Annotated in this window: 36 protein-coding genes; 32 read left to right on the plus strand and 4 right to left on the minus strand. The window is 65.1% G+C overall.

Annotated features, from left to right (window positions below; genetic code table 11):
* Positions 1 to 2,201, plus strand: a 2,201-nt coding sequence (locus FG95_RS12700) for a S8 family peptidase (RefSeq protein WP_052182346.1), incomplete at its 5' end; no start/stop codon positions are given.
* A 41-nt stretch (positions 2,202 to 2,242) separates the two neighbouring features.
* A complete protein-coding gene (locus FG95_RS12705) occupies positions 2,243 to 3,544 on the plus strand; it encodes a metal-dependent hydrolase family protein (protein WP_037556355.1) in 1,302 nt (433 codons plus the stop codon).
* Here FG95_RS12705 and FG95_RS12710 read toward each other — a convergent pair whose 3' ends face one another.
* The gene (locus FG95_RS12710; protein WP_037556356.1) at positions 3,545 to 4,039 is read right to left on the minus strand and encodes a DNA-deoxyinosine glycosylase; all 495 of its coding nucleotides are present in this window, start codon (positions 4,037 to 4,039) and stop codon (positions 3,545 to 3,547) included.
* A 306-nt stretch (positions 4,040 to 4,345) separates the two neighbouring features.
* Here FG95_RS12710 and rpsL point away from each other — a divergent pair, with 306 nt between their 5' ends.
* The 29 genes from rpsL (at position 4,346) to FG95_RS12855 (ending at position 22,135) form a co-directional block, all read left to right on the plus strand.
* Positions 4,346 to 4,717, plus strand: a complete 372-nt coding sequence (rpsL, locus tag FG95_RS12715; RefSeq protein ID WP_037556358.1) for a 30S ribosomal protein S12 — start codon at positions 4,346 to 4,348, stop codon at positions 4,715 to 4,717.
* 73 nt (positions 4,718 to 4,790) lie between these two features.
* Complete coding sequence (gene rpsG / locus FG95_RS12720; RefSeq protein WP_037556359.1) at positions 4,791 to 5,261, plus strand: 30S ribosomal protein S7; 471 nt, start codon at positions 4,791 to 4,793, stop codon at positions 5,259 to 5,261.
* Positions 5,262 to 5,366: 105 nt separating this feature from the next.
* Positions 5,367 to 7,460 (plus strand): elongation factor G, encoded by a 2,094-nt coding sequence (gene fusA, locus FG95_RS12725; protein WP_037556360.1) that lies wholly within the window; start codon positions 5,367 to 5,369, stop codon positions 7,458 to 7,460.
* A gap of 117 nt (positions 7,461 to 7,577) precedes the next feature.
* Positions 7,578 to 8,771 carry an elongation factor Tu gene (gene tuf / locus FG95_RS12730; RefSeq protein WP_037556362.1) on the plus strand — a complete coding sequence of 398 codons (1,194 nt, stop codon included), beginning with the start codon at positions 7,578 to 7,580 and terminating at the stop codon, positions 8,769 to 8,771.
* Positions 8,772 to 8,919: 148 nt separating this feature from the next.
* Positions 8,920 to 9,231 carry a 30S ribosomal protein S10 gene (gene rpsJ, locus FG95_RS12735; RefSeq protein ID WP_003042199.1) on the plus strand — a complete coding sequence of 104 codons (312 nt, stop codon included), beginning with the start codon at positions 8,920 to 8,922 and terminating at the stop codon, positions 9,229 to 9,231.
* A gap of 300 nt (positions 9,232 to 9,531) precedes the next feature.
* Complete coding sequence (gene rplC / locus FG95_RS12740) at positions 9,532 to 10,305, plus strand: 50S ribosomal protein L3 (RefSeq protein ID WP_037556402.1); 774 nt, start codon at positions 9,532 to 9,534, stop codon at positions 10,303 to 10,305.
* A gap of 2 nt (positions 10,306 to 10,307) precedes the next feature.
* Positions 10,308 to 10,949 carry a 50S ribosomal protein L4 gene (rplD, locus tag FG95_RS12745; RefSeq protein WP_037556363.1) on the plus strand — a complete coding sequence of 214 codons (642 nt, stop codon included), beginning with the start codon at positions 10,308 to 10,310 and terminating at the stop codon, positions 10,947 to 10,949.
* A complete protein-coding gene (locus FG95_RS12750; RefSeq protein ID WP_037556365.1) occupies positions 10,949 to 11,257 on the plus strand; it encodes a 50S ribosomal protein L23 in 309 nt (102 codons plus the stop codon). Before rplD ends, FG95_RS12750 begins: the two co-directional genes overlap by 1 nt.
* A gap of 21 nt (positions 11,258 to 11,278) precedes the next feature.
* Positions 11,279 to 12,115 carry a 50S ribosomal protein L2 gene (gene rplB, locus FG95_RS12755; RefSeq protein ID WP_037556366.1) on the plus strand — a complete coding sequence of 279 codons (837 nt, stop codon included), beginning with the start codon at positions 11,279 to 11,281 and terminating at the stop codon, positions 12,113 to 12,115.
* A gap of 3 nt (positions 12,116 to 12,118) precedes the next feature.
* A complete protein-coding gene (gene rpsS / locus FG95_RS12760; RefSeq protein ID WP_037556370.1) occupies positions 12,119 to 12,394 on the plus strand; it encodes a 30S ribosomal protein S19 in 276 nt (91 codons plus the stop codon).
* Positions 12,394 to 12,774 carry a 50S ribosomal protein L22 gene (rplV, locus tag FG95_RS12765; RefSeq protein WP_011543083.1) on the plus strand — a complete coding sequence of 127 codons (381 nt, stop codon included), beginning with the start codon at positions 12,394 to 12,396 and terminating at the stop codon, positions 12,772 to 12,774. Before rpsS ends, rplV begins: the two co-directional genes overlap by 1 nt.
* 1 nt (position 12,775) lies before the next feature.
* Entirely contained in the window at positions 12,776 to 13,483 is a 708-nt protein-coding gene (gene rpsC / locus FG95_RS12770) for a 30S ribosomal protein S3 (protein WP_037556371.1), read from the plus strand.
* A gap of 11 nt (positions 13,484 to 13,494) precedes the next feature.
* Entirely contained in the window at positions 13,495 to 13,926 is a 432-nt protein-coding gene (rplP, locus tag FG95_RS12775; protein ID WP_037515653.1) for a 50S ribosomal protein L16, read from the plus strand.
* A gap of 4 nt (positions 13,927 to 13,930) precedes the next feature.
* Positions 13,931 to 14,134: a 50S ribosomal protein L29 gene (gene rpmC, locus FG95_RS12780; RefSeq protein ID WP_037556372.1), complete on the plus strand. Its 204-nt coding sequence runs from the start codon at positions 13,931 to 13,933 to the stop codon at positions 14,132 to 14,134.
* Between the two features lie 11 nt (positions 14,135 to 14,145).
* Positions 14,146 to 14,436: a 30S ribosomal protein S17 gene (gene rpsQ / locus FG95_RS12785; protein WP_037556374.1), complete on the plus strand. Its 291-nt coding sequence runs from the start codon at positions 14,146 to 14,148 to the stop codon at positions 14,434 to 14,436.
* A gap of 58 nt (positions 14,437 to 14,494) precedes the next feature.
* Positions 14,495 to 14,863 (plus strand): 50S ribosomal protein L14, encoded by a 369-nt coding sequence (gene rplN / locus FG95_RS12790; protein WP_011543078.1) that lies wholly within the window; start codon positions 14,495 to 14,497, stop codon positions 14,861 to 14,863.
* Between the two features lie 2 nt (positions 14,864 to 14,865).
* Positions 14,866 to 15,183: a 50S ribosomal protein L24 gene (gene rplX, locus FG95_RS12795; protein ID WP_037556376.1), complete on the plus strand. Its 318-nt coding sequence runs from the start codon at positions 14,866 to 14,868 to the stop codon at positions 15,181 to 15,183.
* The gene (rplE, locus tag FG95_RS12800; RefSeq protein WP_037556378.1) at positions 15,176 to 15,754 is read left to right on the plus strand and encodes a 50S ribosomal protein L5; all 579 of its coding nucleotides are present in this window, start codon (positions 15,176 to 15,178) and stop codon (positions 15,752 to 15,754) included. Before rplX ends, rplE begins: the two co-directional genes overlap by 8 nt.
* 49 nt (positions 15,755 to 15,803) lie before the next feature.
* On the plus strand, positions 15,804 to 16,109 hold the full coding sequence (gene rpsN / locus FG95_RS12805) for a 30S ribosomal protein S14 (protein ID WP_037556379.1): 306 nt from the start codon (positions 15,804 to 15,806) through the stop codon (positions 16,107 to 16,109).
* A 12-nt stretch (positions 16,110 to 16,121) separates the two neighbouring features.
* Complete coding sequence (gene rpsH / locus FG95_RS12810) at positions 16,122 to 16,526, plus strand: 30S ribosomal protein S8 (protein WP_037556380.1); 405 nt, start codon at positions 16,122 to 16,124, stop codon at positions 16,524 to 16,526.
* On the plus strand, positions 16,526 to 17,059 hold the full coding sequence (gene rplF, locus FG95_RS12815; RefSeq protein WP_037556381.1) for a 50S ribosomal protein L6: 534 nt from the start codon (positions 16,526 to 16,528) through the stop codon (positions 17,057 to 17,059). The genes rpsH and rplF overlap by 1 nt, the downstream gene beginning before the upstream one ends.
* 3 nt (positions 17,060 to 17,062) lie before the next feature.
* Positions 17,063 to 17,416 (plus strand): 50S ribosomal protein L18, encoded by a 354-nt coding sequence (gene rplR / locus FG95_RS12820; protein ID WP_037556384.1) that lies wholly within the window; start codon positions 17,063 to 17,065, stop codon positions 17,414 to 17,416.
* A 2-nt stretch (positions 17,417 to 17,418) separates the two neighbouring features.
* Positions 17,419 to 18,117: a 30S ribosomal protein S5 gene (gene rpsE, locus FG95_RS12825; protein ID WP_037556385.1), complete on the plus strand. Its 699-nt coding sequence runs from the start codon at positions 17,419 to 17,421 to the stop codon at positions 18,115 to 18,117.
* Between the two features lie 4 nt (positions 18,118 to 18,121).
* Positions 18,122 to 18,307 carry a 50S ribosomal protein L30 gene (rpmD, locus tag FG95_RS12830; protein ID WP_037515666.1) on the plus strand — a complete coding sequence of 62 codons (186 nt, stop codon included), beginning with the start codon at positions 18,122 to 18,124 and terminating at the stop codon, positions 18,305 to 18,307.
* Positions 18,308 to 18,312: 5 nt separating this feature from the next.
* On the plus strand, positions 18,313 to 18,519 hold the full coding sequence (locus FG95_RS12835; protein ID WP_037556386.1) for a DUF1737 domain-containing protein: 207 nt from the start codon (positions 18,313 to 18,315) through the stop codon (positions 18,517 to 18,519).
* A gap of 44 nt (positions 18,520 to 18,563) precedes the next feature.
* Complete coding sequence (gene rplO, locus FG95_RS12840) at positions 18,564 to 19,055, plus strand: 50S ribosomal protein L15 (protein ID WP_037556388.1); 492 nt, start codon at positions 18,564 to 18,566, stop codon at positions 19,053 to 19,055.
* Positions 19,056 to 19,324: 269 nt separating this feature from the next.
* Positions 19,325 to 20,698 (plus strand): preprotein translocase subunit SecY, encoded by a 1,374-nt coding sequence (gene secY, locus FG95_RS12845; RefSeq protein WP_037556389.1) that lies wholly within the window; start codon positions 19,325 to 19,327, stop codon positions 20,696 to 20,698.
* A gap of 48 nt (positions 20,699 to 20,746) precedes the next feature.
* A complete protein-coding gene (locus tag FG95_RS12850; RefSeq protein ID WP_200880197.1) occupies positions 20,747 to 21,406 on the plus strand; it encodes an adenylate kinase in 660 nt (219 codons plus the stop codon).
* Between the two features lie 48 nt (positions 21,407 to 21,454).
* Positions 21,455 to 22,135 (plus strand): hypothetical protein, encoded by a 681-nt coding sequence (locus FG95_RS12855; protein ID WP_037556391.1) that lies wholly within the window; start codon positions 21,455 to 21,457, stop codon positions 22,133 to 22,135.
* 6 nt (positions 22,136 to 22,141) lie between these two features.
* Here the strand turns inward: FG95_RS12855 and FG95_RS12860 are convergent, their stop codons facing one another.
* Complete coding sequence (locus FG95_RS12860; RefSeq protein WP_037556392.1) at positions 22,142 to 22,669, minus strand: YceD family protein; 528 nt, start codon at positions 22,667 to 22,669, stop codon at positions 22,142 to 22,144.
* On the minus strand, positions 22,666 to 23,199 hold the full coding sequence (locus FG95_RS12865; protein WP_037556393.1) for a ubiquinol-cytochrome C chaperone family protein: 534 nt from the start codon (positions 23,197 to 23,199) through the stop codon (positions 22,666 to 22,668). Before FG95_RS12865 ends, FG95_RS12860 begins: the two co-directional genes overlap by 4 nt.
* Positions 23,200 to 23,358: 159 nt before the next feature.
* Between FG95_RS12865 and FG95_RS12870 the strand changes: the two genes are divergently transcribed.
* On the plus strand, positions 23,359 to 23,844 hold the full coding sequence (locus tag FG95_RS12870; protein ID WP_037556405.1) for an outer membrane protein assembly factor BamE: 486 nt from the start codon (positions 23,359 to 23,361) through the stop codon (positions 23,842 to 23,844).
* A gap of 158 nt (positions 23,845 to 24,002) precedes the next feature.
* Here FG95_RS12870 and FG95_RS12875 read toward each other — a convergent pair whose 3' ends face one another.
* Positions 24,003 to 26,267, minus strand: coding sequence for an NADP-dependent malic enzyme (locus tag FG95_RS12875; RefSeq protein ID WP_037556395.1), 2,265 nt, complete (start codon positions 26,265 to 26,267; stop codon positions 24,003 to 24,005).
* Positions 26,268 to 26,623 lie beyond the last annotated feature (356 nt).

A 26,623-nucleotide genomic window follows, 5' to 3' on the forward strand; every position in this document is an offset into this window, starting at 1 on the left:
CCCCGACACCGACGCCGAAGGGCAATTTCAACACCGCCGAAACGCGGATGTCCGACGGCGTCAATTTCCACCGCGCGATCACCGCCTATCAGGCGGGGGCCACCGGGCAGGGCATATTGGCGGGCGTCATCGACGACGGCATCGATCAGGACAGCCCCGAATTCGCCGGGCGCATTTCGCCGCAATCCGCCGACCTTGCGGGATCGCGCGGGATCGACGGCGAAGGGACGCACGGCACCAATGTCGCGCAGCTCCTGCTCGGCGCAAAGAATGACGCGGGCACCTTCGGCATCGCCTTCGACGCCAGCCTGCTCGTGCTGCGCGCCGACCGGCCGGGCAGCTGCGCGACCGAGGATCCGTCGAACGATGAAAGCGGCTGCCGCTATCCCGAAACGGCGATCGCCGCGGGGCTCGACCGCGCGGTCAGCGCGGGCGCGCGTGTCGTCAACCTCTCGCTCGGCGGCGCGGATCCGCCCGGCGCGACGCTGCGCGCCGCCGTCTCGCGCGCGACCGCGGCGGGAATCATCGTCATCGTCGCGGCGGGCAACGACGGCGACACGAGCGCGAACGGCAACGATCCGAACAACCCCGATCGCTTCGCACAGGGGCTGCGCGATGCCGGCGGCGGGCTCGTCGTGATCGCCGGGTCGGTCGACGACAGCGGCGCGATCTCGGCGTTCAGCAATCGCGCGGGCGGCTATGCGGGGTCCTACCTCGCCGCGCTGGGCGAGGGGGTGTGCTGCGCCTATGAAAATGGCGCGCTCAAGACCGAGGGCAATTTCGTCTTCATACTCAACGGCACCAGCTTCGCCGCGCCGCAGGTCGCGGGCGCGGTCGCGCTGATCGCAGAGGCCTTCCCCAATCTTTCGAGCCAACAGATCGTCTCGCTTCTTTACCAGTCGGCGCGCGATGCCGGTGCCGCGGGCGCCGACGGCGTCTATGGTCAGGGTATCCTCGACATCGCGCGCGCCTTTCAGCCGATGGGGGCGACGGCGCTGACTGGGACTTCGACCGCCGTCGCGCTCGACGCGCCGCTCGGCGTCCTCGGCGGTCCGATGGGCGACGCGGGCGGCGCGGGCACGGTCGGGCTCGTCACCGACGGCTTCGGGCGTGCCTTTACCGTCGACTTCGGCGGATCGCTTGGCCTCCGCCGCCCCGATTTCAAGCTGTCGGGCGCGATCGGCGGCCTCGTCCGCCAGCAAAGCGCCGCAAGCCCGTCGCTTGCGCTCTCGCTTGTTACCGCGCCCGGCGCGGGCGGCACCGACGCGCTCGCCGGGCTGTCTTTCCACGATGCGCAGCGCGCGCGCACCCTCGCCGCCTCGGTGATGACGCGCCTCGACGCGCGGACGCGCCTCGGCTTCGCGGCGGGGCGCGGCACCGGCGGCCTGCTCGCGGGCGAGCGCGGCGAAAGCGGCCATGCGATGCTGATCGGCGACGCCGCGCACGAAGGGCTGGGCTTTGCCGCAAGCCCCGGCATCGGCACGATAGTCCGGCATAATATATTTGATAATCAATATGTTAATGTCATGCTGGAAAATGGCTGGGTCTCCGGCTCGCGCTGGCAGGACGACCCCCTCCTCCGCTACCGCTCGGGCCGCGACAGCCGCTACCGGCGCCTCGGTGCCGCGTGGGACGGCCGCTTCGGCCCCGTCCGCGCCGCGCTCGGCGCCAGCTGGCTCCGCGAATCGGACAGCCTCCTCGGCGCCCGTCTCGGCCCCGTCTTCGGCGCGGGCGGCGCGACCAGCCTCGTCGGCGACGCCAGCTTCACTCTCGATATGCGCGATGATTGGCAAATTGCCGCCGCTTGGCGCCAGATGCGCACGCGCCCCGACCAGCATGGCCTCGTCGCGGGCGGCGCGCTTTGGTCGACCGCCTTCTCCTTCGACATTGCCAAGGCGGGTCTGCTGCAAACCGGCGACCGCGCCGCGCTCCGCTTCGCCCAGCCGCTGCGCGTCGCGCACGGCGGCATCGACCTGATGCTCCCTGTCGTGCACGACTATGCCAGCGGCCACACCGATTTCGGCCGCCGCACCTATAATCTCGCGCCGACCGGGCGCGAACTGGTGGTCGAGGCGAGCTATGCGCTGTCGCTGTTCGGCGGCGACCTCATCGCCAACACATGGTGGCGCCGCGATCCCGGCCACATCGCCGCGATGCCCGACGACCGCGGCGCGGCGCTCCGCTTTACGAAGGGCTTCTGATCGGCTTTAACGCTCCCCAATTCAAAACAGGGGATGCAAAAATGAAGCCGCTTTATGTCCTTCCGTTCGCGCTGTTCGGCGCGGCGATCGCAACGCCGCTCGCCGCGCAGGCGCCCGCGCGCACCGTCATCCACGCCGGGCAGTTGCTCGCCGAACCCGGCAAGCCCGCGCGCGGCGCCTCGACGATCGTCGTCGAGGGTGGCAAGATCCTGAGTATCGCCGACGGCCATCTACCCGCCGAACCCGGCGCGACGCTGATCGACCTCAAGGACAAATATGTCCTCCCCGGCCTTATCGACAGCCATGTCCACCTGACGAGCGACGCGGGCGGCATCGCCGGCCAGCTCGAGGAAATCACGCTCAGCCCCGCCGCGCAGGCCTTCAATGCCGAGGTCAACGGCATGAAGACGCTGCGCGCGGGTTTCACCACGGTGCGCAACCTCGGCGACGGCGATGGGGCGACGCTGGCGCTCCGCGACGCGATCCTCGCGGGCAAGGTGCAGGGGCCGCGCATCGTCGATGCCGGCGCCAGCATCTCGGGCAGCGCGGGGCATATGGACGGCTCACTCGGCTATCGCGACGAACTTCGCCCTTTTTTCGCCGGCGCGGGAAACACTTGTAACGGCGCCGACGATTGCCGCCGCGCGGTGCGGCTCCAGATCGGGCGCGGCGCCGACGTGATCAAATTCGCCTCGACCGGCGGCGTGAACAGCCGCATCGGCGCGGGGCTCGGCAAGCAGATGTTCGACGACGAGGCGCGGGCGATCGTCGAAACCGCGCATCTGTTCGGCAAGAAGGTCGCGGTTCATGCGCACGGCGCCGACGGCATCCGCCTCGCGATCGACGCCGGCGCCGACTCGATCGAACATGGCACGATCCTCGACGACGCGACGATCGCGGCGTGGGCGAAGTCGAAGACCTATTATGTCCCGACGCTCTCGACCGTAAACGGGTACAAGGAACGCCTCGCCGCCAATCCCGACGCCTATGAACCCGACGTGCTGGCGAAGATCAAATGGCGCATCTCGATCACCGGCAAAAGCCTCGAAACGCTCGTGCCCAGAGGCGTGCGCATCGCCTTCGGCACCGACGCCGGCGTCTCGAAGCACGGCCGCAACGGCGACGAATTCGAGCTGATGGTCCAGCACGGCATGACGCCGGTCGAAGCGCTCAAGGCGGCGACGGTCAACGCCGCCGACCTGCTCGGCCTGTCGGACCAGATCGGCACGATCGCGCCGGGCAAGAGCGCCGACATCATCGCGGTGGCCAGCGACCCCGTCGCCGACGTGCGCGTCCTCAAGAAGGTCGATTTCGTGATGGCGCGGGGAACCGTCGTCGATTGATCAGAGCGCGCCGCGCAGGAATTGCCATCGTTCCAGCTTGGCATCGAATCCGATCGTATGCGCGGCGCTGCTCGACGGCAGGTCGACGAGCGCGATGTCCTCGAGCGGCGGCAGTTGCTTTCGTCCGATCGCCGCGGCCTTGCCGCCGTTGAAGGCGATCATGCGCAGATCGGGCAGCCCGGCGATCAGCGCGGCGAGGTCGTGCGCTTCGACCTCGCGGATATGCGAGTCGCTGCTCGCGTGCCGTTCGGCGGACCGGATCACGTCCCACAAGCCGATCTTCGCCCGGCGCAAGGCGGCCAGCCTGTCCTCATAGGCCAGAGGCGCGAGCGGCCGGCTCACTACCTCGCCGAGCAGGCGCCAGAACTGGTTCGTCGGATGGGCGTAATATTGCCGCTCGGCAAGCGAACGGGCGCCGGGCAGGCTTCCCAATATCAGCAGTCTTGTATCGGGCGCGACATGCGGGGCGAAGCTGGCGTGGCGGACGGCGGACATGGACTCGCGATAGCCCGCTCCGTCCGGCGCAACAATATTGCCAGCCCCTTGACCCGGAAGGGAATCGGGTCTAGGGGCGCGCTCGACCGAAAAGGGCGGTTTGCCGCCTCTTTCAGTTGCAACAGCGCTTGAACATTGCTGGCGCGGATGGAGCCTCCGGACGATCTTGTAGGTCTGCCGGGGTCTTTTGCTGTTATCAGGTCGGCCGTTTTCCGCCATTTTCGGTGGGTTATCGGCCGGAGCTTCATCCACCGCGGTACAGTAACCGTTCGCTTTGATGGGCGGACACAAAAAGGTGAAGCATTCATGCCCACGATCAACCAGCTGGTCCGCAAGGGCCGGACTCTCCAGAAGGTGAAGTCCAAGGTCCCGGCGATGGAAGCAAACCCGCAAAAGCGCGGCGTTTGCACCCGTGTCTATACGACGACCCCGAAAAAGCCGAACTCGGCGCTCCGCAAGGTTGCAAAGGTCCGCCTGACCAATGCCCGCGAAGTCATCACCTACATCCCCGGCGAAGGCCACAACCTCCAGGAACACAGCGTCGTGCTGATCCGCGGCGGCCGTGTGCGCGACCTTCCCGGTGTGCGTTACCACGTCCTGCGCGGCGTGCTCGATACGCAGGGTGTGAAGGACCGCAAGCAGAGCCGTTCGAAATACGGCGCGAAGCGTCCGAAGTAAGGACCGCTTTTTCGGCTATCTGATCATCCCGGGACGCCAGCGCGCCGGGATGCTGTTGTAAAAGGAATTACCTATGGCTCGTCGTCGTCGTCCTGAACGCCGCGAAATCCTGCCCGATCCCCGTTTCGGGGATGTCGTGCTGTCGAAATTCATGAACAGCGTCATGCTGGACGGGAAAAAGTCCGTCGCCGAAAGCATCGTTTACGGTGCGCTCGAGTCGGTCGAAGCCCGCGCCAAGAAGGAACCGATCGGCGTGTTCCACGAAGCGCTGGCGAACATTCGCCCGAACATCGAAGTCCGCAGCCGCCGCGTCGGCGGTGCGACCTATCAGGTTCCGGTCGAAGTCCGCCCCGACCGCGCGCAGGCGCTCGCGATCCGCTGGCTGATCACCGCCGCGCGCAACCGCAGCGAAACCACGATGGCCGCGCGCCTGTCGGGCGAACTGCTCGACGCGTCGAACAACCGCGGCAACGCGGTCAAGAAGCGCGAAGACACGCACCGCATGGCGGAAGCGAACCGCGCTTTCAGCCACTACCGCTGGTAATTTGCCGGACGCTCTCCGTGTTACGGGGGCGTCTCGCAATCGCAACAAAACTTCCTATATCGGGGGCGGCTCCCAAGGCCTCCCCCCAAATCCAAGGAAAAGATCATGGCACGTAGCCATCCGCTCGAACGCTATCGCAATTTCGGTATCATGGCGCACATCGACGCCGGCAAGACCACGACGACCGAGCGCATCCTCTATTACACCGGCAAGTCCTACAAGATCGGCGAAGTCCATGACGGCGCCGCGACGATGGACTGGATGGAGCAGGAGCAGGAACGCGGCATCACGATCACGTCGGCCGCCACCACCTGCCTGTGGAAAGCCGAAGAAGGTCAGGGTCCCGAGCATCGCCTGAACATCATCGATACCCCCGGACACGTCGACTTCACGATCGAAGTCGAGCGCAGCTTGCGCGTGCTCGACGGCGCGATCACCGCGTTCGACGGCGTTGCCGGCGTCGAGCCGCAGTCGGAGACCGTGTGGCGTCAGGCGGACAAGTACAAGGTTCCGCGGATGTGCTTCATCAACAAGCTCGACCGCACCGGCGCCGATTTCTATTATTGCGTCCAGACGATCATCGATCGCCTCGGCGCGACCCCGGCCGTCCTCTATCTGCCCATCGGCGCCGAAGGCGACTTCAAGGGCCTCGTCGACCTCGTCAACGAGCGTGCGATCATCTGGAAGGACGAAAGCCTCGGCGCCGAATTCTTCTATGAGGAAATCCCCGCCGACCTCGCCGACAAGGCGGCCGAATATCGCGAAAAGCTCGTCGAGCTCGCCGTCGAACAGGACGACGACGCGATGGAAGCCTATCTCGAAGGCACCGTCCCCGACGTCGCCCAGCTCAAGGCGCTGATCCGCAAGGGCACGCTGGCGCAGGCGTTCGTCCCGGTCCTTTGCGGCTCGGCGTTCAAGAACAAGGGCGTGCAGACGCTGCTCGACGCCGTCGTCGATTATCTGCCGTCGCCGCTCGACATTCCCGACGTTCAGGGCATCAATCCCGACAACGACCAGCCCGACTCGCGCGAGACGTCGGACGCGGCGCCGCTGTCGCTGCTCGCCTTCAAGATCATGAACGACCCGTTCGTCGGTTCGCTCACCTTCGCCCGCATCTATTCGGGGACCCTGAACAAGGGCACCTATCTGAACTCGGTGAAGGACAAGAAGGAAAAGGTTGGCCGCATGCTGCTGATGCACGCGAACAGCCGCGAAGATATCGAAGAAGCCTATGCGGGCGACATCGTCGCGCTCGCCGGCCTCAAGGAAACCACCACCGGGGACACGCTCTGCGCCACCAGCGCGCCGATCATCCTCGAGCGGATGGAATTCCCCGAGCCGGTCATCGAGCTGTCGGTGGAACCGAAGACCAAGGCCGACCAGGAACGTATGGGCATCGCGCTCAACCGCCTGGCCGCCGAGGATCCCTCGTTCCGCGTGTCGACCGACCATGAATCGGGCCAGACGATCATCAAGGGCATGGGCGAGCTTCACCTCGACATCCTCGTCGATCGCATGAAGCGCGAGTTCAAGGTCGAAGCGAACGTCGGCGCGCCGCAGGTGGCGTACCGCGAATCGCTCGCGAAGGCCGTCGACGTCGACTATACCCACAAGAAGCAGTCGGGCGGCTCGGGCCAGTTCGGCCGCGTCAAGGTCAGCGTCGCTCCCGGCGAACGCGGCGCGGGCATCACCTTCATCGATGAGATCAAGGGCGGCAACATTCCGCGCGAATATATCCCGTCGGTCGAAAAGGGCATGCGCGAGTCGGCCGAAAACGGTCACATGATCGGCTTCCCGATCATCGACTTCGAAATCAAGCTCACGGACGGCGCGTATCACGACGTCGACTCGTCGGCACTGGCGTTCGAAATCGCGGGCCGTGCGGCGATGCGCGAAGTGGCGGCAAAGGCCGGCATCAAGCTGCTCGAACCGGTGATGAAGGTCGAGGTTGTCACCCCTGAGGAATTCATGGGCGACGTGATCGGCGATCTCAACAGCCGTCGCGGGCAGATTCAGGGCACCGACAGCCGGGGCATCGCCCAGGTCGTCGAGGCGATCGTCCCGCTGGCGAACATGTTCGGCTACGTCAATCAGCTGCGCAGCTTCAGCCAGGGTCGCGCCAGCTACTCGATGCAATTCTCGCATTATGAGGAAGTGCCGACCAACGTCGCCGAAGAAGTGAAGGCCAAGATGGCCTGATGGGTCAAAGCCGCGCGGGCTTGCACCGCGCGGCAAGACCCTCTAAGGGCGGCGCCTGATTCAGCAGGCCCGTCCGGACTGATCAAACGAAACACCTAAGAAGAAGGTTCTTAAATCATGGCCAAGGCTAAATTTGAGCGGACGAAGCCGCACTGCAACATCGGCACCATCGGTCACGTCGACCATGGCAAAACCTCGCTGACCGCAGCGATCACCAAGGTGCTCGCCGAAAACGTCGCCGGCAACGCCGCCGTCGACTTCGCGAACATCGACAAGGCCCCCGAAGAGCGCGAGCGCGGCATCACCATTTCGACCGCGCACGTCGAATATGAAACCGACGGCCGCCACTATGCGCACGTCGATTGCCCGGGTCACGCCGACTATGTGAAGAACATGATCACCGGTGCCGCCCAGATGGACGGCGCGATCCTGGTCGTGTCGGCCGCCGACGGCCCGATGCCGCAGACCAAGGAGCACATCCTGCTCGCGAAGCAGGTCGGCGTTCCGACCATGGTCGTCTTCCTCAACAAGGTCGATCAGCTCGACGATCCCGAACTGCTCGAACTCGTCGAACTCGAAATCCGCGAAGAACTTTCGAAGCGCGACTTCGACGGCGACAATATTCCGATCATCGCCGGTTCGGCGCTCGCCGCGCTGGAAAGCCGCGACGACAACATCGGTAAGGACGCGATCCTGAAGCTGATGGCCGCCGTCGACGAATGGATCCCGCAGCCGGAACGTCCGCTCGACAAGCCCTTCCTGATGCCGATCGAAGACGTGTTCTCGATCTCGGGCCGTGGTACGGTTGTCACCGGCCGCGTCGAAACCGGCATCGTCAAGGTTGGTGAAGAAGTCGAAATCGTCGGCATCAAGGACACCAAGAAGACCGTCGTCACCGGCGTCGAAATGTTCCGCAAGCTGCTCGACCAGGGCCAGGCCGGCGACAACATCGGTGCGCTGATCCGCGGCGTCGGCCGTGAAGAAGTCGAGCGCGGCCAGGTTCTGGCCAAGCCCGGCTCGATCACGCCGCACACCGAGTTCACCTCGGAAGTCTATGTCCTGTCGAAGGACGAAGGCGGCCGTCACACGCCGTTCTTCGCGAACTATCGTCCGCAGTTCTACTTCCGCACCACCGACGTCACCGGCGAGGTCATCCTCCCCGAGGGCACCGAGATGGTCATGCCGGGCGACAACGTCCAGCTGTCGGTCAAGCTGATCGCCCCGATCGCCATGGACCCGGGTCTGCGCTTCGCAATTCGCGAAGGCGGCCGCACGGTCGGCGCAGGGGTTGTGGCGACGATCACAAAGTAATATAGGGCCGCGAGCCGCGCGATTCGGACCGATTCGCGCGGCTCGTAGCTTAAAGGTTTTTGATGGCCGATCCGGCTTCCTGAGCGGAAGTCGGAGCAGGCCATTTCGGCTCTTTCGCATCGTTAGACGGGATTCGACTGGAACAGTCATGGAAACGCAGAATATTCGCATTCGCCTGAAGGCCTTTGATCACCGCGTGCTCGATCAGGCCACCACCGACATTGCCGACACGGCACGTCGTACCGGAGCGCTTATTCGCGGCCCGATCCCGCTTCCGACGCGTATTGAAAAATTCACCGTGAACCGCGGTCCGCATGTCGACAAAAAGTCGCGCGAGCAGTTCGAGGTGCGCACCCACAAGCGGCTGCTCGACATCGTGCAGCCCACCCCGCAGACGGTCGACGCGCTCATGAAGCTCGACCTCGCCGCGGGCGTGAACGTCGAAATCAAGCTGGCCTAAGGTCAGCGAAGCCCCGGTGAAAACCGGGGTCTCTATCGGCCAGCCGCTTCGGCGCTGGCACAAGTCCGGAGCGATCCGGACCGACGATAGGGTGGATACCGCCGGTCGTTTCCTCGGAAACATCCAGACCGGGCTGCGTCCCCCGTCTCGCCGCTTCTCCTTCGGGATGGCGGCACCTCAGCCCGGACGGGGCGAAGCATCGAAATTTTGGGCTGGGAGGGTAGCCGTCGGGCATTTGTCTGATGGCTTCCCACACGCCGTGCGGAATGGTCCGCCCGGCCTCTGTTGAGGAGTATGATCATGCGTACTGGCGTGATCGCGAAGAAAATGGGGATGACCCGCCTGTTTCAGGACGACGGCCGCCATGTGCCCGTCACCGTCCTGAGCCTCGAAGGCTGCCAGGTCGTCTCCGTGCGCGATAAAGACCGCGACGGCTATGTGGCCGTTCAACTCGGTGCCGGTTCGGCCAAGGCGAAGAACGTCGCCAAGCCGCAGCGCGGCGCCTATGGCAAGGCCGAAGTCGAGCCCAAGGCGAAGCTCGTCGAATTCCGCGTCGCCGACGACGCGACGCTCGACGTCGGCGCCGAACTGTCGGCCGACCACTTCGTCGCCGGCCAGATCGTCGACATCCAGGGCGTGACCCAGGGTAAGGGCTTTGCCGGTGCGATGAAGCGCTGGGGTTTCGGCGGTATGCGCGCGACCCACGGTGTTTCGATCAGCCACCGTGCGCATGGTTCGACCGGTAACCGCCAGGATCCGGGCCGCGTCTTCAAGAACAAGAAGATGGCCGGCCACATGGGCGCGCGCAACCGCACCCAGCAGAATCTCGAAATCGTCCGCACCGACGTCGAGCGCGGCCTTCTCTTCGTCAAGGGCTCGGTCCCTGGCTCGAAGGGCGGCTGGCTGCTCGTCCGCGATGCGGTGAAGCTGCCGCGTCACCCCGAAGCCCCCTACCCGGCGGGCATCAAGAGCGCGGCCAACAGCAACGAAGCCCCGGCTGACGCGCCGGTCGAAACGCCGGTCGAAGAAACCGTCGTCGACACCGCGGCGACCGACGGCGCACAGGAGTCCTGATCATGAAGGTCAAGGTTCAGACCCTCGACGGCAAGGCCGGCACCGACATCGATCTTAACGACGACGTCTTTGGTGTCGACGCCCGCGCCGACATCCTGCACCGCGTCGTCGCCTGGCAGCTCGAAAAGCGCCGTGGTCCGGCTCGCGCCGCCCGCGAACGCAGCGATGTGTCGCGCACCGGCAAGAAGTTCGGTCGCCAGAAGGGCGGCGGTACCGCACGTCACGGCGATCGCAAGGCGCCGATCTTCATCGGCGGTGGCAAGGCGCACGGCCCGCGGGCTCGCACCTTCGGCCACTCGCTCAACAAGAAGATCCGCACCCTCGGCCTGAAGATGGCGCTCAGCGACAAGGCGAAGGGCGGCAAGCTCGTCGTTCTCGACACGCTCGAGCTCAAGGACGCGAAGACCAAGGCGCTCGCCGGCAAGCTCGGCAAGATGGACCTCGGCAATCGCGCCCTCTTCATCGACGGTGACGCGGTGCACGAAAGCTTCGCCATGGCTTCGGCCAACCTCATCGGTGTCGACGCGCTGCCCGCCATCGGTGCCAATGTCTATGACATCATCCGTGCCGACACGCTGGTCCTGACCCGCGCGGCGGTCGAAAAGCTGGAGGCCCGCTGCGCCCTCCCGGGAGGGACCAAGTAATGGCTAAGGCAAAAACCATCGACGCGCGTCACTATGACGTGATCCTCGCTCCGGTGATCACCGAAAAGTCGACGCTGCTCAGCGAAAATGACGCGGTGGTGTTCAAGGTCGCGAACGACGCGACGAAGCCCGCCATCAAGGCCGCCGTCGAGGCGCTGTTCGATGTCAAGGTGCTCAGCGTGAACACGCTCGTCACCAAGGGCAAGACCAAGCGCTGGAAAGGCAAGCCCTACACCCGCAGCGACGTGAAGAAGGCGATCGTCCGCCTGGCCGAAGGCCAGTCGATCGACGTCACCACGGGCGTCTGATTGTAGGAAGAGGCAGAGAAAATGGCACTTAAATCCTATAATCCAACCAGCCCCGCGCAGCGCGGCCTGATCCTCGTCGACAAATCGTCGCTGTGGAAGGGCAAGCCCGTCAAGGCGCTGACCGAAGGCAAGCGCAAGACCGGTGGCCGCAACAACAAGGGCCATGTGACCTCGCGCGGTATCGCCGGCGGCCACAAGCAGAAGTACCGCTTCATCGACTTCAAGCGTCGCAAGTGGGACATGCCGGCCACCGTCGAGCGTCTGGAATATGACCCGAACCGCACGGCGTTCATCGCGCTCGTGAAATATGAAGACGGCGAGCTCGCCTACATCCTCGCGCCGCAGCGCCTGGGTGTCGGCGACACCGTCGTCGCGGGCAAGAAGACCGACGTGAAGCCGGGCAATGCGATGGAATTGTCGCAGATGCCGGTCGGCACGATCGTCCACAATATCGAGATGAAGCCGGGCAAGGGTGGCCAGATCGCCCGTTCGGCTGGCACCTATGCGCAGGTCGTCGGTCGTGACCGCGGCCTCGTCATCGTGCGTCTCGGTTCGGGCGAACAGCGTTACATCCGCGGCGAGTGCATGGGCACGGTCGGTGCGGTGTCGAACCCCGACAACCAGAACACCAACCTGGGCAAGGCCGGCCGCAACCGCTGGCTCGGCAAGCGTCCGCTGACTCGCGGTGTCGCGAAGAACCCGGTCGACCACCCGCACGGCGGTGGTGAAGGCCGCACCTCGGGTGGCCGTCATCCGGTGACCCCGTGGGGCAAGCCGACCAAGGGTGCTCGTACCCGTCACAACAAGTCGACCGACAAGATGATCATCCGGTCGCGTCACGCGAAGAAGAAGAGGTAAGCCATGGCTCGCTCGGTCTGGAAGGGTCCGTTCGTGGACCTCCATCTCCTCAAGAAAGCCGAAACGGCCCAGGACGGCGGCAGCTCTGCCCCGATCAAGACCTGGTCGCGCCGGTCCACCATCCTGCCGCAGTTCGTCGGGCTGACCTTCAATGTCTACAACGGCCGCAAGTTCGTGCCGGTGTCGGTCAATGAAGACATGGTCGGCATGAAGCTGGGTGAATTCGCGCCGACGCGCTTCTTCCCCGGCCACGCGGCTGACAAGAAGGGCAAACGCTAATGGGCAAGGAAAAGTCCCCCCGCCGCGTTGCGGACAATGAGGCGCTCTCGGTCGGCACGCAGATTCGCGGCTCGGCGCAGAAGCTGAACCTCGTTGCCGCGCTGATCCGCGGCCGCAAGGTCGAAGACGCGATGAACGTCCTCGCTTTCTCGAAGAAGGCGATGGCCGTCGACGTGCGCAAGGTTCTCGCCAGCGCCGTCGCCAACGCGGAAAACAACCACAACCTCGACGTCGACGCGCTCGTCGTCAAGGAAGCGAGCGTCGGCAAGTCGCTCTCGATGAAGCGCTGGCATGCGCGTGGCCGCGGCAAGTCGACCCGGATCGTCAAGCCGTTCAGCCGCATCCGCATCGTCGTGCGCGAACAGGAAGAAGAGGCGTAAGATGGGCCAGAAGAGCAATCCGATCGGCCTGCGCCTGCAGGTCAACCGCACCTGGGACAGCCGCTGGTTCGCCGAAGGCCAGGACTATGGCCGCATGCTTGTCGAGGATCTGAAGATCCGCAAGTTCGTGTTCAAGCACCTGCCGCAGGCCGCGATCTCGAAGGTCGTGATCGAGCGTCCGGCGAAGCTGTGCCGCGTGTCGATCTATGCCGCCCGCCCGGGCGTCATCATCGGCAAGAAGGGCGCGGACATCGAAAAGCTGCGCAAGAAGCTGGGTGAGATGACGGGCAGCGACGTGTCGCTGAACATCGTCGAAATCCGCAAGCCCGAAGTCGACGCCAAGCTCGTCGGCCAGGGCATTGCCGACCAGCTCGAACGCCGCGTCGCGTTCCGCCGCGCCATGAAGCGCGCCGTTCAGTCGGCGATGCGTCTCGGCGCCGAGGGCATCCGCATCAACTGCGCCGGCCGTCTCGGCGGCGCGGAAATCGCGCGCACCGAATGGTATCGCGAAGGCCGGGTGCCGCTGCACACGCTGCGCGCCAATGTCGACTATGCCGAGGCCGAAGCGCACACCGCTTACGGTGTCTGCGGCATCAAGGTCTGGATTTTCAAGGGCGAGATCCTTGGTCACGACCCGATGGCGACCGACCGTCTGATGCTCGATGCGCAGACGACCGGTGTCCGTCCGGCCCGTGAAGATCGCCGCTAAGGACTGCTGACATGCTGCAACCGAAAAAAACCAAGTTCCGCAAGGCCTTCAAGGGCCGCATCCATGGCAATGCCAAGGGCGGTACCAGCCTGAACTTCGGCTCCTACGGGCTGAAGGCGATGGAACCCGAGCGCATCACCGCGCGCCAGATCGAGGCGGCTCGCCGCGCGATCAGCCGCGCGATCAAGCGTCAGGGCCGTTTGTGGATCCGCATCTTCCCCGACGTCCCTGTGTCGTCGAAGCCTGCCGAAGTCCGTATGGGTAAGGGCAAGGGTTCGCCGGAATTCTGGGCCGCGCGCGTGAAGCCGGGCCGCATCCTGTTCGAACTCGACGGCGTTCCCGGCCCCGTGGCCGCGCTGGCGTTCGAACGCGCCGCGATGAAGCTGCCGATCAAGACGAAGGTGATCGCCCGCCTCGGCGACACCTCGCACCTGGAGGGTTAAGGACATGGCCAAGACCGAAGATTTCAAGGCCAAGACCGACGACCAGCTCGCCGAACAGCTTGGCGAACTGAAGCGCGAGGCGTTCAACCTCCGCTTCCAGGCGGCCACCGGCCAGCTTGAAAAGGCCTCGCGCGTCAAGGAAGTGCGGCGCTCGATCGCCCGCATCAAGACGCAGCAGACCGAGCGCGCGCGCTCGGCCGCGAAGTAAGGAGACTATCGATGCCGAAGCGCATTCTGACCGGCACGGTGGTGTCCGACAAGGGCGACAAGACCGTCGTGGTGAAGGTCGAACGGAAGGTGAAGCACCCTCTGTACGGCAAGATCATCCGCCGCTCGAAAAAGTATCACGCCCACGATGAAGACAACGCCATCAAGGCTGGCGAAACCGTCCGCATCGAGGAAACGAAGCCGATTTCGAAGCTGAAGACCTGGAAAGTGCTCGACAAGGTCGACACCCACAGCAAGCCCAAGGGCGCCGCTCCGGCTGCTCCCGCCGCGGCCGAAGGCTAAAGAGTTTCACGGAACCGCCGGGGCATCCCGGTAGGCCAAGGAAGAAGGAAGTGCATCGATGATTCAGATGCAGTCACAATTGGAAGTCGCCGACAACAGCGGCGCGAAGCGCGTCCAGTGCATCAAGGTGCTCGGCGGCTCGAAGCGTCGCACCGCCGGCGTCGGCGACGTGATCGTCGTGTCGATCAAGGAAGCGCAGCCGCGCGGCAAGGTGAAGAAGGGCGACGTGCATCGCGCCGTCATCGTCCGCACCGCGAAGGATGTGCGCCGCGCCGATGGCTCGGTGATCCGTTTCGACAGCAACGCCGCCGTGCTCGTCAACAAGAATGAAGAGCCGATCGGCACGCGTATCTTCGGCCCCGTCGTCCGCGAACTGCGCGGCCGCGGCTATATGAAGATCATCAGCCTGGCGCCGGAGGTGCTCTGACCATGGCGAACAAGATCAAGAAGGGCGACACGGTCGTCATCCTGTCCGGCAAGGACAAGGGCAAGACCGGCGAAGTGACGCAGAGCCTGCCGAAGGACGGCAAGGTCGTCGTCGCGGGCGTCAACGTCATCACGCGCCACCGCAAGCCGAGCCAGACCAACCCGCAGGGCGGTCTCGAGCGCAAGGAAGCGCCGCTGTTCGCAAGCAAGGTTGCGCTCGCCGATCCCAAGACCGGCAAGCCGACGCGCGTTCGTTTTGAAACCAAGGACGGCAAGAAGGTCCGCGTGGCCGTGAAGTCCGGGGAGACGATCAATGGCTGACAATTACACCCCGCGCATGCGCAAGCGCTACGACGATGTGATCGTCAAGGCGATGACCGAGAAGTTCGGTTACAAGAATGCGATGGAAGTGCCGAAGATCGAAAAGATCACGCTCAACATGGGCGTCGGCGAAGCCACGCAGGACAAGAAGAAGGTCGAAGCGGCCGCTGCCGAGATGGAACTCATCGCCGGCCAGAAGCCCGTCGTGACCAAGGCGAAGAAGTCGATCGCGCAGTTCAAGCTGCGCGAAGGCATGCCGATCGGCTGCAAGGTCACCCTGCGCCGCGAACGCATGTATGAATTCCTCGATCGCCTGATCACGATCGCCATGCCGCGCATCCGCGACTTCCGCGGCGTGTCGGCGACCAGCTTCGACGGCCGTGGCAACTATGCCATGGGCCTGAAAGAGCAGATCATCTTCCCCGAGATCAACTATGACCGCATCGACCAGGTGCGCGGCATGGACGTGATCGTCACCACCACCGCCCGTACGGACGAAGAAGCCCGCGAACTGCTCAAGCTGTTCGGCTTCCCCTTCCCGATCGAAGCGCAGGAAAAGGAAGCCGCCTGATCCTTCGGGACCAGGCAGGCTCTTTCAAGAAGGAAAGAGAACTTAAGTCATGGCGAAACTGAGTTCGGTAAACAAGAACGAGCGTCGCAAGCAGCTGGTGAAGAAATATGCCGGCCGTTACGCGAAGCTGAAGGCGATTGCGGCGGACACGTCGCTCGACGATGGCGAGCGTCTGATCGCGCGCCTCAAGATGGCGGAAATCCCGCGCAATGGTAACCCGACCCGCATCCGCAACCGGTGCGAGCTGACGGGCCGCCCGCGCGCCTATTATCGCAAATTCCGGCTGTGCCGTATCCAGCTCCGCGATCTGGCCAACAAGGGCCTGATCCCCGGTGTTGTGAAGTCGAGCTGGTAAGGGACTGACAAGATGGCAATGACCGATCCCCTGGGTGATATGCTCACCCGCATCCGCAACGGCCAGCAGGCGAAGAAGGACAGCGTCCTGACTCCCGCCTCGACCCTGCGCGTCCGCGTTCTCGATGTTCTCCAGCGCGAAGGCTATATCCGCGGTTACAGCGAAGAAGCACTGGGTGCCAAGGGCCAGCACAAGGGCATCCGCATCGAGCTCAAATATTTCGAAGGCCAGCCGGCGATCCGCCACGTGGCCCGCGTCTCGAAGCCGGGCCGCCGCATCTATTCGGGCTCGAAAGAGCTGCCGATCGTGCGCAACGGCCTTGGCATCACCATCGTGTCGACCCCGCGCGGCGTTCTCTCGGACGCCGAAGCCCGCGAGCATAATGTCGGCGGCGAAGTGCTGGCGGAGGTGTTCTGATGTCGCGCATTGGTAAAAAGGCAGTAGCGATCCCCGGCGGCGTCACCGCCGCGATCGACGGCGGTCAGCTGTCGGTCAAGGGTCCGAAGGGCACGCTCGCGATGCCGCTGTCCGACCTCATCAAATATGAAGTCGGCGAAGGCAGCATCTCGGTGCAGCCCGCGAACGACACCCGCGAAGCCCGCGCCTTCTGGGGCATGCAGCGCACGCTGGTCCAGAACCTGATCACGGGCGTGACCGAAGGCTTCACCAAGGTGCTCGAAATCACCGGTGTCGGCTATCGTGCCAACGCACAGGGCAAGAATCTGAAGCTGCAGCTCGGCTACAGCCACGATGTCGATTTCGCGGTGCCCGAGGGTATCGAGATCAAGACGCCGGACAATACGACGATCGAGATCAACGGTATCGACAAGCAGAAGGTCGGCCAGGTCGCGGCGGAAATCCGCCGTTGGCGCAAGCCCGAACCCTATAAGGGCAAGGGCATCAAATATCGCGGCGAGTACATCTTCCGCAAAGAAGGCAAGAAGAAGTAAGCCATGGCACATCTTACCCCTTTCCAGAAACGCCGTCAGCGCGTTCGTACCGCCCTCCGTCAGCGCGCCGCTGGCCGTGCCCGCCTGTCGGTGCACCGTTCGGGCCGTCACATCTATGCGCAGCTCATCGATGACGCTGCCGGGCAGACGCTGGCTTCGGCCTCGACGCTCGACAAGGATGTCCGCGGCAAGACCGGCGCGACCACCGCGGCGGCTGCCGACGTCGGCAAGCGCCTCGCCGCTGCCGCCAAGAAGGCGGGCGTGACGCAGGTCGTGTTCGACCGTGGCGGCTTCCTGTTCCACGGGCGCATCAAGGCGCTGGCCGACGCGGCTCGCGAAGGCGGATTGGAGTTCTAATCATGGCAGACGAAATTCAGAACGCCGAAGGCGCTCCCGAAGCAGCCCCGACCGAAGGCCAGGCTCCGCGCCGCGGCCGTGGCGGCGGCCGCGATGGCGGTCGTGGTGGACGTGACGGTGGCCGTGGCCGCCGCGACGACCGCCGCCCGCGCGACGAGGATGGCGGCGAAGAGCTGATTGAAAAGCTCGTCCACATCAACCGCGTTTCGAAGACCGTGAAGGGCGGCAAGCGCTTCGGTTTCGCCGCGCTCGTCGTCGTCGGCGACGGCAAGGGCCGCGCCGGTTTCGGTCATGGCAAGGCGCGCGAAGTGCCCGAAGCCATTTCGAAAGCGACCGCTGCCGCGAAGAAGGCGATGATCCGCGTTCCGCTGCGCGACGGCCGCACGCTCCACCACGATGGCCGCGGTGTGTTCGGCGCGGGCAATGTGACGCTGCGTTCGGCGCCCGCCGGTACCGGCATCATCGCCGGTGGCCCGATGCGCGCCGTGTTCGAATCGCTGGGCGTCGCCGATGTGGTGACCAAGTCGGTCGGCACCTCGAACCCCTATAACATGATCCGCGCGACCTTCGAGGCGCTCGGCGAACAGACCAGCCCGAAGTCGGTCGCGCAGCGTCGCGGCAAGAAGGTTTCGGACCTGATCAAGCGTGGCGGCGCGTCCGACCGCGCAGCCGAGGCGGAAGCCGCGGCGGTGACGGAGTAAGACCATGGCCGACAAGAAGATCAAGATCCGCCAGATCGGTTCGCCGATCCGTCGTCCCAAGAGCCAGCGTGCGATTCTGACCGGCCTCGGCCTGGGCAAGATGCACCGCGAGGTCGAACTGGTCGACACCCCGGAAGTGCGCGGCATGATCCGCAAGCTTCCGCACATGGTGGAAGTCGTCGAGGGCTGAAGCCGGTGAAACTCTATCGCCTGTTGACCGGTCCCGACGACAGCGCCTTTTGCGCGCGGGTCGAGGGACTGCTCAACCGGGGATGGCAGCTTCACGGCAGCCCCTCGATCACCAGTGTCGATGGCCGCGGCTATGTCGCCCAGGCCATCGTGATGGAAAAGGCCGGGCCCTATCCCGGCTTTCAGCCGTCGAGTGAAATCGAACCGGACTGAAGCGTTTCGGTCCATAGCGCGAACACAGCGAAAGCGAGTGCAACATGACTATCAAGCTTAACGAACTTCGTGACAACAACGGCGCCCGCAAGGGCCGCATGCGCGTCGGACGCGGCATCGGCTCGGGCAAGGGCAAGACCGCCGGCCGCGGCCAGAAGGGCCAGAAGGCGCGCAGCGGCGTCGCGATCAACGGCTTCGAGGGCGGCCAGATGCCGCTCCACATGCGCATCCCGAAGCGCGGTTTCAACAACATCTTCGCGAAGGACTTCGCGATCGTGAATCTGGGCCAGATCCAGAAGCTGATCGACGAAAAGAAGCTCGACGCCAAGAAGACCGTCGATCACGCCGCGCTCAAGGCCGCTGGCGTCGCGCGCGGCGGCAAGGACGGCGTCCGCCTCCTCGCCAAGGGCGAACTGACCGCGAAGGTCAGCTTCGCGGTCGCCGGCGCGTCGAAGGGCGCGATCGAAGCGGTCGAAAAGGCCGGCGGCAAGGTCGAGCTGCCCGCAGCTCCGGCCGAAGAAGCCAAGGCTGAATGACTTTGGCGAGGGCGGCTCCTCGGGAGCCGTCCTTCGTCATTTGACCAGATCTACTTCCCGTTCGTGTCGAGCGAAGTCGAGACACCCCTCGGGACAGCGCAAGTTCGAGGAGCATCTCGACTTCGCTCGATGCGAACGGATATTGAAAGCGGGATCGGAGCGTCGGCTCACCGCTAAATAGGCCTTTCCCCTTGCGCTTCGCGACCGCCGAACGCACATAGGCGCCGGGTCGCGGGGGGCGCGGTCCGGACTATCCGAGGAAAACACCCATGGCCTCTCGCGCCGACCAGCTTGCATCCAACCTCAACTTCTCGAAGTTCGGTCAGGCGACCGAGCTCAAGAACCGCATCTGGTTCACGATCGGCGCGCTGATCGTCTTCCGCTTCCTGTCGTTCGTGCCGCTTCCCGGCGTCGATCCGGTCGCGCTGTCGAACCTCTATTCGCAGGCGGCCTCGGGCGGCGTTCTCGACATCTTCAACACCTTCTCGGGCGGCAGCCTCGAGCGCATGAGCATCATCGCGCTCGGCGTCATGCCCTATATCACCGCCTCGATCGTCGTGCAGCTCGCGGCCGCGCTGTCGCCGAGCCTCGCCGCGCTCAAGAAAGAGGGCGAGAGCGGGCGCAAGAAGCTCAACCAATATACGCGCTACGGCACCGTCGCGCTGACCGCGATCCAGGGCTATTTCATCGCCGTCGGGCTCGAAACGCTCGGCGCATCGCAGGGCATCGCCGCGGTCGTCGATCCCGGTATGATGTTCCGCATCGGCGCCGTCATCTCGATCGTCGGCGGCACGCTCTTCCTGATGTGGCTCGGCGAACAGATCACGAGCCGCGGCATCGGCAATGGCGTCTCGCTGATCATCATGGCGGGCATTCTCGCCCAGCTGCCGCGCAGTTTCGCGCAGATGTTCACGCAGGTCCGCGAAGGCTCGATGGGCGGCGGCACGATTTTCGCCGTGATCGGCGGCGCGATCGTGATCATCGCCTTCATCAGCTTCATGGAACGTGCGCAGCGCCGCGTGCTGGTCCAATATCCGAAGCGCGCGACCCAGCGCGGCGTGATGCAGGCCGACCGCAGCCACTTGCCGCTCAAGGTCAATACCGCCGGTGTCATCCCGCCGATCTTCGCCTCGTCGCTGCTGCTGATGCCGCTGACGGTGACGCAGATGATGGGCCAGAATGTCCAGGGCGACACCGCGACCGGCGATTTCCTGATCACGCTCAACCAATATCTCGCGCACGGCCAGCCGCTCTATATGGCGCTCTATGCCGCGGGCATCATCTTCTTCTGCTTCTTCTACGTCGCGGTCGTCTTCAATCCCGAGGAAACCGCCGACAATCTGAAGCGCCAGAACGGCTTCATCCCCGGCATCCGCCCGGGCAAGAATACCGCGACCTATCTCGACTTCGTGCTGACGCGCATCACCGTGCTCGGTGCGGCCTATCTGGCGGCGATCTGTCTGATCCCCGAATATTTCATCGCCGGATCGGGCCTCCCCTTCCAGCTCGGCGGCACCAGCCTGCTGATCATCGTGAACGTCACGATCGATACGATCAGCCAGATCCAGAGCCACATGCTCGCGCATCAATATGGCGACCTGATCAAGAAGGCCAAATTGAAAGGCGGCGTTGCGCGGCGCTAAGGCGCCCGCTACGGCACTCGCGACACGGTAGGGCAAACAGGGGTCCCCATGACGCTGAATATCATTCTGCTTGGTCCGCCGGGAGCGGGTAAGGGTACGCAGGCTTCGCGGCTCGAGGACGAGCATGGCATGGTCCAGCTCTCGACGGGCGACATGCTGCGCGCCGCGGTCAAGGCGGGAACGCCGATCGGCCTCCAGGCCAAGGCGGTGATGGACGCGGGCGAGCTCGTCTCCGACGCTATCGTCTCGGGCCTCATCGGCGAGCGGCTCGACGCGCTCGGCCCCGACGTCTCGGTGATCTTCGACGGCTATCCGCGCACCGCGGCGCAGGCCGCCGCGCTCGACACGATCCTCTCGGACCGCGGCCGCAAGCTCGACCATGTGATCGAGCTGCGGGTCGAGGAAGACGCGCTCGTCGACCGCATCACCGGCCGCTTCAGCTGCGCGAAGTGCGGCGCGGGCTATCACGATCGTTACAAGCTCCCCAAGGTGGAGAATGTTTGCGACGTTTGCGGGTCGGACGAATTCAAGCGCCGTCCCGACGACAATGAGGAAACGGTGCGCACGCGGATGGCCGAATATCGCGCCAAGACCGCGCCGATCCTGCCGATCTACGAAACGCGCGGCATCGTCACCCACGTCGACGGCATGGCGCCGATTGACCAAGTCAACGACGCGATCGAAACGATCCTCGCGACGGCTGGCTAGCAACTTTCCCCTGCGCCGGTTATTGAGGCGCCAAGGGGGAACGGGCTGATGGCATTTTACAGATATTTTGCGAGCGCGGCGGTGGTCGGTGCGCTCGCCCTTGCGCCCGCGCACGCCAAGGTCATCGATCAGGGCGAGATCGGCTTTACCGTCGCGCACACCGCACAGGTCGCCGCGCCCCCCGCCGATGTGTGGAAAATGCTCCGCATGCCGCAAAGCTGGTGGTCGAAGGAGCATAGCTGGTCGGGCGATGCCGCCAATTTCTGGCTCGATTCGCAGGCCGGCGGCTGCTTCTGCGAAAAATTACCCGACGCGGGATCGGGCGTCGGCAGCGTCCAGCATGCGCGCGTCCTCTTCTCGAAGCCGAACGAGCTGCTCCGCCTGTCGGGCGCGTTCGGGCCGTTGCAGGGTGAGGCGCTCGACGCCACGCTGACGATCCAGATCAAGGAAACCCCGACGGGCAGCGCGCTGCGCTTCGACTATGTCGTCGGCGGCTATATGCGCTTCAAGGTCGCCGACATCGCGCCCGCGGTCGACAAGGTGATCGGCGAGCAATTGCTCGGCCTTGCCAATGCGCTCGGCGGCGCGCTGCCCCCGACGCGTGGCGAAAAGGCGGCCGAAACGCCCAAGGAAGAAACGCCCGCCACCAAGGATGAGCCGGGGCTCGACGCCGCGGTCGCCGATCTGGTCGAGGAAGAAGCGAAAACCGCGCCCGACGAAAGCCGCTAGCAGGCTCTAGGCGCCGGGCTTGCCGCGCAGCTTCGCCAGCGCGGCGAACGGCCCCGCGGCCTCTTCGCTGAGCACGCCCTTTTCGGCGAGGATACGGTCGGCGTCGGGGTGGCGCGGAAAGGGATCGAGCGCGAGCGACAGCGTCTGCACCGCCGCTTCGCCCAAATCGATCCGGTCGCCCTCGAGCGGCAGCAGGTCGAGATCTTCGCTGCCGATCTCGATCTCTTCCTCCTCGCTTGCCGGGGCATCGACGTCGCGCAGGAAGCGCAGGTCGAACGGCTCGGCGATCGTTGCGGAGACGGGCAGGTCGGTCGCGGCGCACGCCTGCACGACGTCGGCGTTCACCTCACCCTTGGCGGCGATCCCGCCCGCGATCGCACGGACGTCGGCGGTGAGGCCAAAGCGATCGAGCGCGACGAGGCCGAGCCGCCGGGCGATCGCCGCGCGCGCGCCGGCGTCGGCTTCGACCGAAATGGCGCGGCCGTGCGCGGCATCGGCAAGCGTCACGATAAGCGAGAATTCGGGCGCGGTCACGCGCGTGCTCCGCCCAGCCGGTCGGCGACGACCAGCTCGGACACCGGCGTCGCCGCGAGCGCCGCGCGGAGCGCCGCGACCTCGGCCACCACATGCGCCAGTCCCGCTTCGGGGGGGGCGTTGCCGCGCCACAGGTTGCGGACCAGCGCCTCGCGCAATTCGGCCGAGCCGTCGGCCGCGCGATAGGCGCCAAGCCGCCCGCCGAGCGCGCTCATCATTCGCCCGACCTGCTTGCCGACGACCATGTCGCCGAACCCGATCTGGCGCATCTGCCCGTCCATGTCGTTCACGAACAATTCGGTAAGCTGGACGCCGGCGAGCCCCTGCCCGGGATCTTCGTCGATCCGGTGGAGGACGAGTGCGAGCACCAGATTGATCATGTCGAAGCGGCCGTCGAGCGTGTCGGGAACGCCTCCTTGCGCATACCAGTGCGGCGCGCGCGCGGTGGCGACGACGGCGTTCCACAGCGGGCGCCGCGCCTCGCGCGGATCGGGTTCGGATTTGAAGAGTTTGCGGAGCGAAGAAAACATGGCGCAACGCTTAGGCCGAATCATGTCGGCAGAAAAGGGGCCTGAGTCAGCTTGGCGCAAGCTTTGCCGCGGCATAAGCCGCTTGTGCGCGCCGACCGCTTGCGGTTAAGAGGCGCGATTGCCAGCGCCCGACACGAGCGGCGCAACGGAGATATGTTGATGCCGACCCATGACCCGAAGCTTCCCGTCCGTCCCGCGCGTCTGATCGTCGCCGGGCTGGCGCTCGCGCTGACCGTTGGCGGCTGCGCGCAGCTCAAGGGGCGGCAGGGCTATGTCGCCGATCCGGCGCTGACCCAGGCGATCACCCCCGGCGTCGACAACCGCGAGTCGGTCGAAAAGACGCTCGGCCGTCCGACCTTCGTCGGCCAGTTCGGCACGAACGAATATTATTATGTCTCGCGCGAAACGCGTCAGCTCGCCTTCGCAAGGCCGCGCCCGATCGACCAGCAGGTGCTGCGCGTCCGTTTTGACGAGGCGGGTAATGTCGCCGCGGTCGATCGCACCGGGCTCGAGCTGGTCAGCAAGATCAGCCCCGAAGGCGACAAAACCCCGACGCTGGGCCGCGAACGCAGCTTCTTCGAAGACATCTTCGGCAATATCGGCGCGGTCGGCGCGCCGGGTGCGGGCGCGCCCGGCGGGCGGTAAAGCCCAGAATCCTCCCTGCGGCGAAGCCGTGGGGAGGGGGGCCACCGCGAAGCGGTGGTGGAGGGGCGGCAACATCGCGCTATTGGCCCCTCCGTCAGCGGCTTCGCCGCTGCCGCCTCCCCATGCCTGCGGCACAGGGAGAATCTACAACTGCCAAATTATTGCGCAATCCCGCCCGCCGCGAGCACGGCGAGCGTCACGAGGTCCGACGCGGTCGACGCCATCGTCGCGACCTGCACCGGATGTTCCATGCCCACGAGCATCGGACCGATCACAGCGCCGCCGCCGAGTTCGCGCAGCAGCTTCGCCGACAGATTCGCCGACTGCAGCCCCGGCATGATCAGCACATTCGCCGGGCCCGACAGGCGGCAGAAGGGATAATTTTTCATCACCTTCGCGTTCAATGCGACGTCGGGCGCCATCTCGCCTTCATATTCGAAAGCCGGTTTCCGCCGGTCGAGGATCGCCACCGCCTCGCGGATGCTCTCGAGCCAGCTCCCCTCGGGATTGCCGAAGGTCGAATAGGACAGGAAAGCGACGCGCGGCTCGTGCCCCATGCGCCGCGCGACTTGCGCGGTGCGTTCGGCGATGTCGGCGAGCATCTCGGCCGTCGGCCGCTCGTTGACCGTGGTGTCGGCCATGAAGATGGTGTGATGCTGGTCGACCAGGACGTGGATGCCGAACGGCGTCTTGCCCTCGGCATGGTCGATCACGCGCCGGATTTCGCGCATCGACTGCGAGTAAGTGCGTGTCGTGCCGGTGATCATCGCGTCGCCCAGCCCCATTTTGAGCAGCAGCGAGCCGAAGATATTGCGGTCGCGGTTGACCATGCGCTCGACGTCGCGGCGGAGGTAGCCGCGCCGCTGCAGCCGCTCGTAGAGCATGTCGACCATTTGCGGCACATGCGGCGAATTGACGCTGTTGTGGACCTCGAAGCTTTCGGCGTCGGCGACGCCCATCGCGCGCAATTTGTCGTGCAGCCCCTCGCGCCCGACCAGCACTGGAATGCCGTAACCGCCGTCGCGGAACTGGATCGCGGCGCGCAGCACGACTTCCTCTTCGCCTTCGGCAAAGACGACGCGCTTGGGATTGTTGCGCGCGGCTTCATAGGCGAGCGTGAGGACCGACGTCGTCGGATTGAGCCGGGCGCGCAGCCGGGTGCGATAATCGTCGAGATTCGCGATCGGCCGCTGCGCGACGCCGGTATCCATCGCCGCCTTGGCGACCGCGGCGGGAACGATTTCCATCAAACGCGGGTCGAAGGGCGAGGGGATGATATATTCGGGGCCGAAGCTCGACGCGCGACCGCCATAGGCCGCCGCGACCTCTTCGGGCACCTGCTGCCGCGCAAGGTCGGCGATCGCATAAGCCGCGGCGATCTTCATCTCCTCGTTGATCGCGGTCGCATGAACGTCGAGCGCGCCGCGGAAGATGAAGGGGAAACAGAGGACGTTGTTGACCTGATTCGGATAATCCGAGCGCCCCGTCGCGATGATCGCGTCGGGCCTTGCCGCGCGCGCATCGGGCGGCGAGATTTCGGGATCGGGGTTCGCCATCGCAAAGATGATCGGCGCCGGCGCCATGTCCTTCACCATCTCGGGCTTGAGCGCGCCTGCGGCCGAAAGCCCCAGGAACACGTCGGCGCCCACCAGCGCTTCGGTCAGGTCGCGTGCTTCGGTCGGCACAGCATGCGCCGACTTCCACTGGTCCATGCCGTCGGTGCGGCCCTGATAGATCGTGCCCTTGCGGTCGCACATGATCACATTTTCATGTTTGACGCCCATCGCCTTGATCAGTTCGGTGCACGCGATCGCGGCGGCGCCCGCGCCGTTGACGACGACCTTCACCGCCCCCAGCTCGCGCCCGGTCAGGTAACAGGCGTTGATCAGCCCGGCGGCGGTGATGATCGCGGTGCCATGCTGGTCGTCATGGAACACCGGGATGTTCATGCGTTCCTTCAGCGCGGCTTCGATGATGAAACAATTGGGGGCGGCGATGTCTTCGAGGTTGATGCCGCCAAAGCTCGGCGCGAGCAGTTCGACCGCTTCGATGAAACGCTGCGGATCTTCGGTATCGACTTCGAGGTCGATCGAATCGACGTCGGCGAAACGCTTGAACAGCACCGCCTTGCCTTCCATCACCGGCTTCGATGCCAGCGCGCCGAGATTGCCGAGCCCGAGGATCGCGGTGCCGTTCGAAATCACGGCGACCAGATTGCCCTTGATCGTATAGTCATAGGCCTTGGCGGGATCTTCGGCGATCGCGTTGACCGGAACCGCGACACCCGGCGAATAGGCGAGGCTGAGGTCGCGCTGCGTCGCCATCGGTTTCGACGCGACGATCTCGATTTTGCCGGGCCGGCCATATTCGTGATAAAGCAGGGCCTCGCGGTCGGAAAATTGCACCTTGCTGCCGCTGTCCATTCTGTATCCTCTCGAAATTTCCACAAGATGCGCGCCCGAATATTTCCCCTAGCGCCGCCTCGCGAAAATGTAACCGGCAATGTTGGGTGTCGTTGACGAGGATCGCGAAGCCGCGCCTCTCATTACTCGTTACCCTGAACTTGTCTCACCACGACCAAATCATGCGGCAGCGGGCGATCTGGTCCCGACGGTAGCTGACGGCCGATAGTTGTCATAAGATCCTCCCTGTGCCGCAGGCGTGGGGAGGTGGCAGCGCGAAGCGCTGACGGAGGGGCCAATGGCGCGACGTTACGGCCCCTCCACCACGCCCTGCGGGCGCGGTCCCCCTCCCCATCGCTACGCGACAGGGAGGATTT

The sequence above is a fragment of the Sphingopyxis sp. LC363 genome (assembly GCF_000756385.1).
Classification (GTDB): Bacteria; Pseudomonadota; Alphaproteobacteria; order Sphingomonadales; family Sphingomonadaceae; genus Sphingopyxis.